Source organism: Falsiroseomonas oryzae (genome assembly GCF_027856955.1).
In the GTDB taxonomy this organism is placed as follows: domain Bacteria; phylum Pseudomonadota; class Alphaproteobacteria; order Acetobacterales; family Acetobacteraceae; genus Falsiroseomonas; species Falsiroseomonas oryzae.
This window is the reverse complement of the sequence record NZ_JAPSMD010000139.1, coordinates 1-12,504: the sequence shown is the minus strand read 5'-3', so window position 1 is coordinate 12,504 and position 12,504 is coordinate 1. Positions and strand designations below refer to the sequence as shown.

At 72.7% G+C, this 12,504-nt stretch carries 13 protein-coding genes and 1 pseudogene; 8 read left to right on the top strand and 6 right to left on the bottom strand.

Translation table 11 applies throughout. From position 1 onward, the window contains the following. The coding region (locus OZN99_RS14890; RefSeq protein ID WP_270936032.1) for a hypothetical protein at positions 1-1,258 on the bottom strand (1,258 nt) is incomplete at its 3' end. A 140-nt stretch (positions 1,259-1,398) separates the two neighbouring features. Between OZN99_RS14890 and OZN99_RS14885 the strand changes: the two genes are divergently transcribed. The 6 genes from OZN99_RS14885 to OZN99_RS14860 all read left to right on the top strand — a co-directional run bounded on the left by OZN99_RS14885 (position 1,399) and on the right by OZN99_RS14860 (position 6,112). Next, complete coding sequence (locus OZN99_RS14885) at positions 1,399-2,586, top strand: urate hydroxylase PuuD (RefSeq protein WP_270936031.1); 1,188 nt, start codon at positions 1,399-1,401, stop codon at positions 2,584-2,586. After that, complete coding sequence (uraH, locus tag OZN99_RS14880; RefSeq protein WP_270936030.1) at positions 2,583-2,921, top strand: hydroxyisourate hydrolase; 339 nt, start codon at positions 2,583-2,585, stop codon at positions 2,919-2,921. Before OZN99_RS14885 ends, uraH begins: the two co-directional genes overlap by 4 nt. Positions 2,922-2,993: 72 nt before the next feature. Continuing rightward, positions 2,994-3,959, top strand: a complete 966-nt coding sequence (locus tag OZN99_RS14875; RefSeq protein WP_270936029.1) for a 3-hydroxyacyl-CoA dehydrogenase family protein — start codon at positions 2,994-2,996, stop codon at positions 3,957-3,959. A gap of 4 nt (positions 3,960-3,963) precedes the next feature. Next, positions 3,964-4,728: an SDR family NAD(P)-dependent oxidoreductase gene (locus OZN99_RS14870; protein ID WP_270936028.1), complete on the top strand. Its 765-nt coding sequence runs from the start codon at positions 3,964-3,966 to the stop codon at positions 4,726-4,728. Between the two features lie 2 nt (positions 4,729-4,730). Beyond that, positions 4,731-4,913 (top strand): DUF1289 domain-containing protein, encoded by a 183-nt coding sequence (locus OZN99_RS14865; RefSeq protein WP_270936027.1) that lies wholly within the window; start codon positions 4,731-4,733, stop codon positions 4,911-4,913. After that, complete coding sequence (locus OZN99_RS14860) at positions 4,913-6,112, top strand: Zn-dependent hydrolase (RefSeq protein ID WP_270936026.1); 1,200 nt, start codon at positions 4,913-4,915, stop codon at positions 6,110-6,112. The genes OZN99_RS14865 and OZN99_RS14860 overlap by 1 nt, the downstream gene beginning before the upstream one ends. 7 nt (positions 6,113-6,119) lie before the next feature. On the opposite strand, the gene OZN99_RS14855 is transcribed toward OZN99_RS14860, so the two are convergent. The 5 genes from OZN99_RS14855 to OZN99_RS14835 all read right to left on the bottom strand — a co-directional run bounded on the left by OZN99_RS14855 (position 6,120) and on the right by OZN99_RS14835 (position 10,836). After that, a complete protein-coding gene (locus OZN99_RS14855; RefSeq protein WP_270936025.1) occupies positions 6,120-7,613 on the bottom strand; it encodes a hypothetical protein in 1,494 nt (497 codons plus the stop codon). Positions 7,614-7,615: 2 nt separating this feature from the next. Beyond that, on the bottom strand, positions 7,616-8,458 hold the full coding sequence (locus OZN99_RS14850; RefSeq protein ID WP_270936024.1) for an alpha/beta hydrolase: 843 nt from the start codon (positions 8,456-8,458) through the stop codon (positions 7,616-7,618). After that, complete coding sequence (locus OZN99_RS14845; protein ID WP_270936023.1) at positions 8,455-9,414, bottom strand: D-2-hydroxyacid dehydrogenase family protein; 960 nt, start codon at positions 9,412-9,414, stop codon at positions 8,455-8,457. Before OZN99_RS14845 ends, OZN99_RS14850 begins: the two co-directional genes overlap by 4 nt. 67 nt (positions 9,415-9,481) lie before the next feature. Next, on the bottom strand, positions 9,482-9,937 hold the full coding sequence (locus tag OZN99_RS14840; protein WP_270936022.1) for an acyl-CoA thioesterase: 456 nt from the start codon (positions 9,935-9,937) through the stop codon (positions 9,482-9,484). Continuing rightward, on the bottom strand, positions 9,934-10,836 hold the full coding sequence (locus OZN99_RS14835) for an ABC transporter substrate-binding protein (RefSeq protein ID WP_270936021.1): 903 nt from the start codon (positions 10,834-10,836) through the stop codon (positions 9,934-9,936). The genes OZN99_RS14840 and OZN99_RS14835 overlap by 4 nt, the downstream gene beginning before the upstream one ends. A gap of 76 nt (positions 10,837-10,912) precedes the next feature. On the opposite strand from OZN99_RS14835, the gene OZN99_RS14830 reads away from it, so the two are divergent. Both OZN99_RS14830 and OZN99_RS14825 read left to right on the top strand, forming a co-directional pair. Further along, the gene (locus OZN99_RS14830; protein WP_270936020.1) at positions 10,913-11,878 is read left to right on the top strand and encodes a Bug family tripartite tricarboxylate transporter substrate binding protein; all 966 of its coding nucleotides are present in this window, start codon (positions 10,913-10,915) and stop codon (positions 11,876-11,878) included. 159 nt (positions 11,879-12,037) lie between these two features. Then, positions 12,038-12,504 (top strand): annotated as a pseudogene (locus tag OZN99_RS14825) (septum site-determining protein MinC); the annotation flags it as partial.

Here is a 12,504-nt window from a genome sequence, read left to right as displayed (position 1 = left end):
CGGGGTCCACCGCACTGCCCTCCGGCGGCGCCGCCGGGATGCCGTCCACCTGCGCCGCCAGGTTCAGGGTCGCGGCCTCGTCCCAGGCGATGCGGACCGGCGCCATCTCCAGCCGGCCGCCGGCGCGCGGCGCGCTGCCGCGCAGCTCGAGCCCGCCCGCCATCTCGCGATAGCCCAGCGCGGTGAGCCACTCGGCCTGGCCGCGCGGCGGCGTGATGCGCAGACCCTCGGCCAGCATGCCGCCACGGGCGATCCCGCCCTCCAGCGACCCCTCGGTGAGCAGGCGCGCCAGCGCCAGGACCGGCTGGCCTTCCAGGGCGGCGTCCAGCCCTTCCAGGCTGACGCGCTGCGGCGTGCCCGGAAACGGGTCGGGCACCTGCAGGCCGCCCATGACGGCCGCCAGCGTCCGCGCGGCGTCGATGCCGCCGGCCTCCAGCCGCGCGAGGCTCACCTCGCCGGCACCGAGCGCGCCGGCGGGGCTGCCGACGCGCAGCGCCTCCACGGCCAGCGCGGTCGGACGTCCGGGCGTCCAGTCCTGCAGCGACAGCCGGCCGAGCGACAGCGACACCTGGCTTCCGGGTTCGCGCAGCTCCGCCCCCTGCAGCGCGATCCGCGCGGCGCGGAAGGCGAGGGGGTCGAAGTCGCCGTTGGCGACTGGCAGGGTGATCGCCTCCAGCGTCACGCCGCCGAGGCGCAGCGCCTGCGGATCCTGGCCGGTGTCGCGGAACTCGAAGCCTTCCAGGCTGCCGGCGGCCAGCGCGTGGGGCCGCCAGTCGCGGGCGGCAAGCCTGGCCAGCCGGATCGCGCCGCGGGCCGGGTCGTCGATCCGCAGTGCCTCCACCTCCACCGCGTCGAAGCTCAGGTTGCCGAGATCGAGCGACTTGCCCGCGACCGGAACCGGCAGCCCGGCCACCAGGATGCGCGCGACCTCGCCCTGCGGGCCGCCCTCCGCCCGATAGGTGCCGCGCAGCAGCTCCGCCCGCCCGATCCGCGTCTCGGAGACGTCGGCCAGGCGGAGTTCCGGCACGGCCAGGCGGTTGCCGCCCTGCGTCACCGCCACGTCGAACAGCACGGCGCGGCCCGTCACCGGATCCACCTCGCGCCGGCCGATCTCCAGCCGCGCATCGGGCCCGATCGCCTGGCGCAGCCGCTCGATGGCGGCATCCAGGCGCCGCTCCGCCTCGGCCTGGGCAAGGGCCCCGGCGCCGGCCAGCGAGAGGACTCCGACGAGGACGATGGCCGGCAGGCGGCTGGTCATGAATGGCTCCCCAGGGTGCGGGGTGCAGGCTAGGGCCAATCGGCGTCGCGCGTCGATGCCCGCGCGGGCCTTGTGGCGAAGGCTCTGGGACGCGATTGTTGCAGCGCAACGCGACGCGCTCGCCCGGGACGCCTTTCCTGATGGACCTCGCCTACCTAGCCGAATGGGCCAACCTGCTGATCCGCTGGCTGCACCTGATCGCCGGCATCGCCTGGATCGGCACCAGCTTCTATTTCATCGGCCTCGACAACCAGCTTGACCCGCCGCGCGACGGCAACCCGCGCGTCAAGGGCGAGCAGTGGTCGATCCACGGCGGCGGCTTCTACCACAAGCAGAAATACGCGGTGGCGCCGGCGGAACTGCCGGAGAAGCTGCACTGGTTCAAGTGGGAGGCCTACTGGACCTGGATCAGCGGCTTCTCGCTGTTCGTGCTGATCTACTGGGTGAATGCCTCGACCTACCTGGTGGACCCGGCGGTGGTGGACATGCCGCCCTGGCTGGCGGTGGCGCTGAGCGCCGCGATGCTGGCGGGCGGCTGGGTGGTCTACGACCTGATCTGCCGGTCGAAGTTCGGCGAGGACGAGACGAAGCTCTCCATCGCGATGGTGGCGCTGCTGGTGGTGGCCGCCTTCGTCGCCTGCCACTTGTTCAGCGGCCGTGGCGCCTTCCTGCAGGTGGGCGCGATGACGGGGACGATCATGGTGGCCAATGTCGCCATGGTGATCATCCCCGGCCAGCGGAAGATGGTGGAGGCGATGCAGGCCGGGCGCGAGCCCGACCCGAAATACGGCCGCTGGGGCAAGCAGCGCAGCGTCCACAACACCTACCTGACGCTGCCCGTGCTGTTCCTGATGATCAGCCCGCACTACCCGATGACCTGGAGCCATCCCTGGAACTGGGTGATCCTGCTGGCCATCGCGCTGGCCGGGGCGCTGGTGCGCCAGTACTTCGTCTCCCGCCAGTTCGGGCGCAATCCGCTGCTGCTGCCGGCGGGGGCCACCCTCGTGGTGGTGGGGTTGATGTTCGCGCTGCGCCCGGCGCCGGCGCCGAGCCTTGCGGGGGTTGAGGTGCCGACGATCGCCGAGGTGCAGGCGATCGCGGCCAGTCATTGCGCATCCTGCCATGCTGCGCGACCCACCTTCGACGGCATGGCCGCGGCGCCGAAGGGCGTGATGCTGGAGACGCCGGCGCAGCTGCGCCGCTGGGCGGCCGCGATGCGCCAGCAGGTCCAGACCGAGGCGATGCCGCCCGGAAACCTGACCGACATGACGCCGGAGGAACGGCGGAAGGTCCTGGCCTGGATCGCGGCAGGGGCGCCCGCACAATGAAAGCTTCCGCGCTGACCACCCACATCCTGGACACCGCCGCGGGCCGGCCGGCGCAGGGCGTGCTGGTGGAACTGTACCGCCTGGATCCCGCGGGCGCGGTGAAGGTGACGGAGCGCGTCACCAACGCCGATGGCCGCACCGACGCGCCGCTGTTGACGGCAGAGAGCTTCGTCGCCGGACGCTACGAGCTGCGCTTCCATGTGGGCGCCTATTTCGGCGGCGCGGGCTTCCTGGACGTGGTGCCCATCGCCGTGCGGCTGGAGGCGGGGCAGGGCCATTACCACGTCCCGCTGCTCTGCTCGCCCTGGAGCTACGCGACCTATCGCGGATCGTAGCCCTCCCCCGCTTGCGGGGGAGGGTTGGGTGGGGGCAGGGTCCCGCCATCCAGCACGGGAGGATCACCGGACATGGCCCTGAAGGTCGCAGTGCTCGGCGCCGGCACGATGGGCCACGCGCTCGCGCTGGTCTATGCGCTGGGCGGCCACGAGGTCCGCCTGACCGACAGCTCCATGGCCATGCTCGACAAGGCGGGCGGGCTGATGGAGACGGCGCTCGCCTCGCTGGTGGAGGCCGGGGAGGCGCCGGCGGGCTGCACGCCCGACTGGCTGCACCACCAGGTCACCCGCCTGCCCACCCTGGCGGAGACGCTGGAGGATGCGGACCTGATCGTCGAGGCGATCATCGAGAACCCGGACGCCAAGCGCGCGCTCTATGCCGAGGTGGACCGGATCGCGCCGATGGCGGCGGTCATCGCCTCCAACACCTCCTACCTCGATCCCTTCCCGCTGATCCCGGAGCGCCGGCAGGCGCGGTCCCTGATCATGCACTGGTACACGCCGCCCTACCTGGTGGACCTGGTGGACATCGTGGCCGGCCCGACCTGCGAGCAGGCCATCGTGGACTGGGCGGCCGAACTGGTCGCCGCGATGGGCAAGGTGCCGCTGGTGATGAAGACCTTCGTGCCGGGCTACATCGCCAACCGCTTGCAGCAGGCGCTGGCCGCCGAGGTCTACCGCCTGATCGACGAGGGCGTGGCGACAGCCGAGGAGATCGACACCGCCGTCGTGCACGGCCTGGCGCTGCGCATCCCGATCGTCGCCATCATGGCCAAGGCCGACTTCACCGGCCTGCCGATCCTGCAGAACGCGCTGCGCAACGCCACCTACCAGCCGCCGCCGCCGCGCACCGACAGCCCGACGCTGGACCGGCTGATCGCCGAGGGCCGCACCGGCGTGATGGCCGGTGGCGGCTACTACGACTGGGGGAAGGACACCGCGAAGCTGTTTGCCGCGCGCGACCGGCGCCTGATGGCGCTGAAGAAGGCGCTGCGCGAGATCGGCACCATGGCCGGCAGCACGCGGCAGATGGATTGACGCGATGATCAGCTACGACCTCAAGGGCAAGGCCGCGCTGGTGACCGGCGGCGCCTCCGGCATCGGGCTCGCCACCGCCACCCTGCTGGCGAAGGCCGGCGCGTCCGTGGCGGTGAACTTCCTGGCCGAGGATCCGCGCGGGCCGGAAGCCGTGGCCAAGCTGCACGCGATGACGGGCGCGCGCATCCTGCCAGCGCCGGGCAATGTGGCCGATGCCGGCGACTGCGCCCGCATGGTGGAGCACGCCGCGGCGGAACTCGGCCGGCTGGACTACCTGGTGAACAACGCCGGCACGCCGGGCACCCGCACCACGATCGCCCCGCATGAGCTGGAGCGGCTTACGGAGGAGCTCTGGCACACGCTGCTGGAGGTGAACCTCCTCGGCGTGTTCCGCTGCACCAAGGCGGCCGCACCGGCGCTGAAGGCGGCGCATGGCGCGGTGGTGTCCATCGCCTCGATCGCGGGCATGAACCATGCCGGCTCCTCCATGGCGTATGGCGCGACCAAGGCGGGCGTGATCAGCCTGACGAAGAACCTTGCGCGCGGCCTCTCGCCGGAGGTGCGCGTGAACGCCGTGGCGCCCGGCGCCGTCGATTCCACCTGGATGATCGAATGGACGCCGGAGCAGCGGAAGAATTCGATCGACAACGCGCTGCTGAAGCGCCGCTGCACGCCGGACGACATCGCGGAGGTCGTGGTCTTCCTGCTGGCCGGCGCGGCGATGGTGACCGGGCAGACTGTCGTGGTGGATGGCGGGCTGACCACCTGACCATGCCGCCCGTCCGCTCGCCCTGTGTGAAGCTCTGCGTGCTGGACGCGGCGAATGTGTGCGAGGGCTGCGGCCGCAGCCTGGACGAGATCGCCGCGTGGCCGGCGGCGGACGAGGCGACGCGGCGCGCCATCCTGGCGCGCGCCGCGGCACGGCGCGACGCAAGGGAAGGGAAGACGGGCTGATGGCGAAGGTCGATACCGCGCGCTTCCTGGCCGACCTGCACGAGCTCCGTCGGATCGGTGCCTTCCGCACCGGCGTGCACCGCCCGACCTACACGCCGGAGGACATGGAAAGCCGCCGCTGGCTGATGGCGAAGATGCAGGAGGCGGGGCTGGAGCCGACGATGGACGGCATCGGCAACGTCATCGGCCGCCACAAGGGCCAAGGCCCGCACCTGCTGGTCGGGAGCCATATCGAGAGCCAGAACGAGGCGGGCTGGCTGGACGGCGCGCTCGGCGTCGTCGCCGGCGTCGCGCTGGCGCGCGCCGGCCTGCCGGTGGATGTCGCCGCCTGGGCCGACGAGGAAGGCCACTATGGCGGCTTCATCGGCAGCCGCAGCTTCATCGGCGACCTCGGCGAGGACGAGATCGACCGCCTCGCCAACCGCTACCACGGCAAGAAGCTGCGCGAGGCGCTGCGCGAGGCGGGGCTGGAGGGACGGCCGCGCGTGCAATGGGAGAAGGGACGCCACAAGGGCTTCCTCGAGATGCATATCGAGCAGGGCACGCAGCTCGAATCCGCCGGCCTGCGCATCGGCGTGGTCACCGGCATCGTCGCGATCCGCCAGTATCGCCTGGTCTTCACCGGCATGCAGGACCATGCGGGCGGCACCACCATGGCGGAACGGCGCGACGCCGGCCTCTCCGCCGTGCGGCTCCTCGCCGAGATCGACCGCCACTTCCCGCTGGTCTGCGGCCCGCGCAGCACCTGGACCACCGGGCGCATCGCGCTCGACCCCGGCGCGGCATCCATCATCCCGGGCCGTGCCGAGGTGCTGTTCCAGCTGCGCGACGTGGACGAGGCGATCATCGCCCGCATGGAGGAACGCCTGCGCGCCCTGGTGCAGGAGAGCAACCGGCGGGAGAAATGCCCCTGCACGCTGGAGCCCGTGAGCCTCTCCACGCCGGCGCTCTGCGACGACGCGATGCAGCAGGCGCTGGCCGACGCGGCGGAGGATCTCGCGCCCGGCGCCTGGCAGCGCATGCCGAGCGGGGCGGGGCACGACGCGCAGTACCTCGCACGGATCATGCCCGCGGCGATGCTCTTCGTCCCGTCCATCGGCGGCATCAGCCACCACTGGAGCGAGGACACGAAGGAGGAGGACCTGGCACTCGGCGTGCAGGTCCTGGCGGAGGGCGCGGCCCGCTACCTGGCGGGGTAGGCGGCGGCTACTGCGCCGCCGGGCCGCGGACGAACAGGCGGGAGAAGGGCGCCGTCCCTTCGATGATGACCTGCCGCGCGGCTTCCGGCTGCGCGAAGGTGGCGAGCTTCGCCTGCAGCAGGTCGAGATGCGAGACGGCGAGATTCGCCGCCACCAGCACGCCCAGGCCGAGCATCGCCCGCCGCGCCGTCGCCTCCCGGACCTGTGCCATGGCCGCGAAGCCGAGCGCGGAACCGAGGACGAGCAGCGGCAGGAATTCCAGGCGATAGCGGTAGTTCATGACGCTCAGCGTCAGCAGCATCGCCGCCATCGCCAGCGGCATGGCGGCCAGCATCAGCAGGCGGCGGCCGCGCAGCGGTGCGGGCAGCGTGCCCCGGAGCAGCGCGACGGCCGCGATCGCGGCCAGGACGAACTGGGCGGTGACCGTGGCGGCGAGGGCGCTGCGCGGCCAGCCCAGGTCGTCCATGATGCGGTCGGACAGGCCGCCGAGCCAGCCGTCGTTGATCAGGCCGAGCAGGTAGTAGCCGAGGCCGACCGGCAGCCGCGCCAACTCGAACACGCCGTATTCCAGGTTCACGCGCATCCGTCGCGCGTCCGCGATGACCTGGACATTGGCGGTCTGCGGCGAGAACTCGAACGGGTTGCCCCACCGCCCGTAATTCACCGCCATCACCAGCAGCACGAGGGGCACGAGGCCGAGCGCGATCCAGCATCCCGTGTGGACGGCGCCGGCCAGCCAGCGGCGCCATGCGCCGGGTGCGGCGTCCGGCGTCAGCGTCGGCAGGACGAGCGTGGCGACCATCAGCGCGAAGGTCATGCCGATGCCCGCGACCGGCCGCGTCAGCAGCGCCAGCCCGGCCAGCACGCCCATTGCCGCCAGCCGGCCCGGCGTCGGCAACGCATGGCCGGTCGCCTGCCGCACCAGCATCAGCAGCAGCAGCATGGCCAGCGCCACGCTCCAGATGATCGGCTCGTTGAAGATATAGGCGGAGAAGGCGAGGCCGAGCATCGGTCCGGTCAGCAGCGTCGCGCACAGCACCAGCCCCAGCAGTGCGCCGCGCCAGCCGAAGCGCGGCAGGCGATCCGCGACCGAGAGCAGGATGGCGGTGGAGGCGGCGGCCGCGATGCAGAGCCCGACCCAGCAGGACAGCCGCGACAGGCTCGGAGGCTCGGTGCCATAGGCCAGCACCAGCGGGACGCGCAGCAGCGCCGGGAAGATGCCGAAATAGGCGTAGGTCTTGCCCTCGAAGACGAAGGCTTCGCGGCCGATGATCTCCGGCTCGATATCGAAGCGCCCGTGCAGCAGGTGCCAGGCCATGCGGTCGAAGACGAAGCCCAGCGCCTCCGGCGCACCGAGGTCGAAGCCGCCATTGGTGATGAGGAACAGGTAGTAGAGGCAGCACGCGCCCGTCGCGACCCAGGCCAGCGTGACCTCCCGGCCCGAGAGGCCGCTGGCGTCGGGCACCGGGGTGGTGCGCATCGCGGGGGCGGCGGCCGCCATCCTCAGCTCAGCAGGGTCGCCGCGACCCGCAGCAGCGAGCCGTCGGGCACGCGCAGCGCCTCCAGCACGCGGAAATGGTCCGCGCCGGGCACCGGCACCAGCGGCCCGGGAGCGTGCGCGGCGCTGCGCAGCGCGTGGAAGTCGCGGCTCTGCCGGCACAGCTCCGGCAGCTCCGCGCTGCCATAGGCGATGGCGAGCGGCTTCTGCACCACGGGGCGGCGCATCGGCGAAAGCTCCGCCACCTCCGCCTCCGTCAGCTTCAGCGCGACGTTCAGGTTGGTGTCGCGGATCGGCGCCAGTTCGAAGATGCCGGAGATGGCGAGCCCCGCGCTCACGGCCGGATGCTCCAGCGCCAGCGCCGTCAGGTGGCCGCCGGCCGACCAGCCGGAGGCGACGATCGGACCGGCGATCCCGAAGGCCGGTCCATGCGCCGAGAGCCAGTCCAGCGCCGCATGGACCTGCCAGGCGATTCGGGTCAGCGACGCCTCGGGCGCCAAGGTGTAGCCGTTCAGCGCGACGCTCCACCCCATCGCCAGCGCGCCCTCCGCCAGATGCGCGAAGTCCTCGCGGCGGTTGCGCTGCCAGTAGCCGCCATGGATGAACACCAGGCAGGGCGCATGCGGGTCCCGGCCGGGGAACAGATCCCAGGCCTCTCGCTCGGTCTCGCCGAAGGCCAGGTCCAGGTGCCCGGCATGCGCCTCGCGGAAGGCGGTGGCCAGCGCGTTGCGCTCGGCGATCAGGGCGGGGCTGTCCTTCACCGCGCCGGCATTGTCGTAGGCCGCGTCGCGCTCCGCCTGGCTGGCCGTGGCCCAGAAGGCGGGCAGGGGCGGGACGGGTGCGGTCACGGCTTCAGCTCCCGGATCGGCGCGCCGGCCAGCCAGGCCTCGATCGCCTCCACCGCGCCGTTGAAATAGGCAGCGTAGTTCTGGGTGGAGACATAGCCGAGATGCGGCGTCAGCAGCGTGCCGGGGCAGCCCAGCAGCGGATGGCCGGGCGGCAGCGGCTCCTGGTCGAACACGTCGAGGCCGGCGCGGATCCGCCCCTCCCGCAGCGCTGCCACCAGCGCGTCGAGGTCCACCAGCGGCCCGCGGCTGGTGTTCACCAGGATCGCGCCGCGCTTCATCGCGCCGAGCTCCGCCGCGCCGACGATGCCGCGCGAGCGGTCGGAGAGGATCAGGTGCAGCGAGACCACGTCCGCGCTGCCGAACAGCGTCGCCTTGTCCACCAGCTCCGCGCCGGCGGCCGCGGCCTTCTCGGCAGTCAGGTTCTGGCTCCAGGCGATCACCTTCATGCCCAGCGCCTTGCCCACCGCGGCAACGCGGGTGCCGAGCTTGCCGAGACCGACGACGCCGAGCGTCAGCCCGCCCGCCGCCTGGCCGACGCTGGTCTGCCAGCCGCCTACCTTCACGCTGTCCAGCTGCGCGGGGATGTCGCGCAGCAGGTTCAGGATGAGCGCCCAGGTGATGTCCACGGTCGGCGCGCCGGCGCTCGGCGTGCCGCACACCGTGATGCCGCGCGCCCGTGCGGCGGGGACGTCGATGCTGAGGTTCCGCTCGCCGGTGGTGATGAGCAGCTTGAGGTTGGGCAGCCGTTCCAGCAGGGCGGCGGGGAAGGGGGTGCGCTCCCGCATCGCCAGGATCGCGTCGAAGGGCGCCAGGCGCGCCACGAGCGCGTCGCGGTCCTTCAGCGTGTCGCGGAACACCTCGACCTGGACTGTCCCGGGCAGCCGCGACCACGGCCCCATCGAAAGCGCGACGCCCTGGTAGTCGTCCAGGATCGCCAGCCGCGTCAGAGCGCCCATCCCGTCTGTCCCCCTCGCCGGCTCCCGCGCCGGCAGGGCGACGCTTTGCGGCGCGGGCCGGCCCGCGTCAACCGGCGGCGTCGGCCGCCGGCACCACCAGCGCCGCCGCTTCCTGCCGCAGGCGGTCAGGCAGCGGGGTGGGGCGGGTCTGGGTGGCGCGATCCACGTAGACATGGACGAAGTGGCCGTCGGCACTCGCCACCTGCTCGTCCTCCCGGAAGATCGCGATCCCGTAGCGGATGGAGGTGGTGCCCAGCCGCTCCACCCGAAGGCCCGCCGTCACCGTCTCCGGGAAGGCGATGGGCGCGTGGTAGCGGCACAGCGTCTCCACCACCACGCCGATCACCGGGCTGTCGGTGAGGTTGATGGCGCCGGAGCCCAGCAGGAAGCGGGCGACGACCGTGTCGAACCATGAATAATAGGTGACATTGTTGACGTGCCGGTAGACGTCGTTGTCCATCCAGCGCGTCGGGATCTCCAGGAAGAAGCGGTAGTCGGCGCGGGTCGGGCGGGCCCTGCTCATGCCAGTGCCTCGTCCACGATCGCGTCGTCCACGCAGGCCGCGAAGCCCGGCGCGCGTGGGATGGCGCCGGCCCCGAGCATCGCCGCCTCCAGCGTCACGAAGGCCTCGGGCGGGAAGTGCGGCGTGGCCGTCCAGATGCCGAGCGAGAGATAGCGGCCTATGGCGCGTTCCAGCACCGCAGGGTCGGTGCCCTCGAAGAAGGGGGCGACGGTCGCCGCGATTTGCGCCGCACCGGCCGCGTGCAGCCAGCGCTGCATCGCGGCCAGCCCGCGGACCATCGCCTGCATCGCCGGGCGCTTCGCCGCCAGCAGCGGGCGGGTGGCGTAGAAGGCGGTGTAGCTGGTCGGGCCGCGCGCCGCCTGGGCATGCCAGACCTGGCCGCCCGCCGCCTCCGCCTGGCTGGCGAAGGGCTCGAAGAGCTGCGCGACGTCCAGCGTGCCCGCGGCGAGCGCCGCCGTGTTCTCCGCCATGCTCTGCCCGGTCACCGTGCGGATGGCGGCCAGCTCCACCCCGGCGCCGCGCAGGTCGTGCTGCAGGCACCACCAGGGCGTCGGCACCTCGCTGACGACGCCGAGCCGCAGCCCGGCCAGGTCGCGCAGCGCGAAGCCGGGGCGCGCGCCGCGCCCGACCAGCAGGAAGGGATCGCCCATCACCACCGCGCCGAAGCTGATCAGCGGGCTCGCCGCGTCCCGCGCATGGTCGCGGATCACCCGCATCGGGCCGCTCCAGGCGAGGTCCGCCGCGCCGGAGAGCAGGTTGGCCACCGCGCGGTCAGGCTCGCCGACCGTGACCAGCTTCACCGCCACCCCTTGCGCTTCGAAGTCGCCGCGCGCCAGCGCCGCGTAGAAGGGCGTGTAGAAGACGGCCCGGAAGGGCTCCTGCAGCGTCAGCGGTGTCACGTCGCGCTCCCGGATTGGCGTGGCCCGCAGATTGCAGCAAGAGGAGCCCGTCCGGGAGACGGGGGAGACCCACGACATGACCATCCATCGCCGCGCGCTGCTGGCCGCGCTTGCCCTGCCGGCGCTCGCCGCGCCCGCCTTGGCCCAGGCGCCGCGGCCGATCCGCGTGATCGTGCCCTTCGGTGTGGGCGGCCTGACCGACGTTGTGGCGCGCATCCTGGCGGACTTCATGTCGCCCGCGCTCGGGCGCCCGATGGTGATCGAGAACCAGGGCGGCGCCGGCAGCACGATCGGCGCGGCCACCGCCGCCCGCGCGGCGCCGGACGGCAACACCATCATGGTCGGGAGCGTCGGCCACGCGGCGATGAAGGCGCTCTACGCCAGTTTCCCCTTCGACCCGATCGAGAGCTTCGCGCCGGTGGCGCTGACCACGCGGCAGCCCTTCGTGGTGGTGGTGCATCCCTCGGTGCCGGCCACGGACGTGCCGGGCTTCCTCGCCTGGCTGCGCAGCCGCAACGGGGAGGCGAATTTCGGCACCGCCGGCATCGGCGCCACCAGCCACCTCTCGGCGGAGCTGCTGCGCAAGATGACGGGCGTGGGCTTCACGGTGGTGCCCTACCGCACCACGCCGCAGGGTGTTTCCGACCTGACCGCCGGGCGCGTGGACTTCATGATCGACAGCCAGACCCTGCTGGCGCCGCTGATGGCGGACAACCGCGTGCGCGGTCTGGCCGTCACCACCGCGCAGCGCAGTTCCATGCTGCCGAACCTGCCCACCCTCGCGGAGGCCGGGGTGCCGGGCTACGACAGCTCCGCCTGGAACGGCATCTACGCTCCGGCTGGCACGCCCGATGCCGCCATCCGGCCGATCGCCGCCGCTGCCGCCGCCGCCACGCGGGATCCGGCGACGCGGGGCCGGCTGGCCACGGCCGGGGTGGACGTCTTCGAGGACACCTCGCCGGAGGCGCTGGCCGCGCATCTGCGGATCGAGGTGGCGAAGTGGAGCGACCTGGTCCGCACGCTGGGCATCCGCGGGGGGTAGGGCCGCGCGCCGCGGCCGAGTCGCGCTTGCGGCCCGGCCTCAGCTTTCCCGGCCAACCCATTCCGTTTCCGAACGATGGCGTCGGCGCGCTTCGCCCTTGCGCGCCGCGCTGCTATGGGGTGCCCTGCCACCGCCGAGCCCCGGGAACCCGCAAGCGCGATGTCTGCCGCGTCCAGGCCCAACGCCCCCTCCGGAGCCCCCAGGCTCGAGCCCTTCCGGCTGCGCGGAGCCAATTTCAATCTTCTGGTGCTGCGCCTGCTGGACCATCGGGCGGAAGCCGTGGTGCCGGCCATCGGCGATCAGTTCCGCCGCGCCCCCGGCTTCCTGCGCTTCGCCCCCATCGTGATCGGGCTGGACGACCTCGCCGCCCGGCCGGAGGAGGTGGATTTCGCCACCCTGGTGCGTGAACTGCGCGCCATCGAGATCGTCCCCGTCGGCACCACCGGCGGCACGCCGGAGCTGCGCAACGCCGCCATGGGCGCCGGTCTGCCGCCGCTGCGCATGGCCGGCGGCAAGGAGACAGAGGTGCCGATGGCGGAGCCCTCCGCCGCCACGCCTGCGCCCGCGGCTGCCCCGGCCGCCGAGCCGGTGCCGGCCCCGCCCGCCGATCCGCAGCCCCAGGGCCT

Bases quoted from the DNA above. Each gene is read 5' to 3' on its own strand.
- OZN99_RS14865 (WP_270936027.1), top strand. From the start codon at position 4,731: ATGCCGCCCGTCCGCTCGCCCTGTGTGAAGCTCTGCGTGCTGGACGCG.
- OZN99_RS14845 (WP_270936023.1), bottom strand. From the start codon at position 9,414: ATGGGCGCTCTGACGCGGCTGGCGATCCTGGACGACTACCAGGGCGTC.
- OZN99_RS14840 (WP_270936022.1), bottom strand. From the start codon at position 9,937: ATGAGCAGGGCCCGCCCGACCCGCGCCGACTACCGCTTCTTCCTGGAG.
- OZN99_RS14875 (WP_270936029.1), top strand. From the start codon at position 2,994: ATGGCCCTGAAGGTCGCAGTGCTCGGCGCCGGCACGATGGGCCACGCG.
- OZN99_RS14885 (WP_270936031.1), top strand. From the start codon at position 1,399: ATGGACCTCGCCTACCTAGCCGAATGGGCCAACCTGCTGATCCGCTGG.
- OZN99_RS14870 (WP_270936028.1), top strand. From the start codon at position 3,964: ATGATCAGCTACGACCTCAAGGGCAAGGCCGCGCTGGTGACCGGCGGC.
- OZN99_RS14855 (WP_270936025.1), bottom strand. From the start codon at position 7,613: ATGGCGGCCGCCGCCCCCGCGATGCGCACCACCCCGGTGCCCGACGCC.
- OZN99_RS14860 (WP_270936026.1), top strand. From the start codon at position 4,913: ATGGCGAAGGTCGATACCGCGCGCTTCCTGGCCGACCTGCACGAGCTC.
- OZN99_RS14830 (WP_270936020.1), top strand. From the start codon at position 10,913: ATGACCATCCATCGCCGCGCGCTGCTGGCCGCGCTTGCCCTGCCGGCG.
- uraH (WP_270936030.1), top strand. From the start codon at position 2,583: ATGAAAGCTTCCGCGCTGACCACCCACATCCTGGACACCGCCGCGGGC.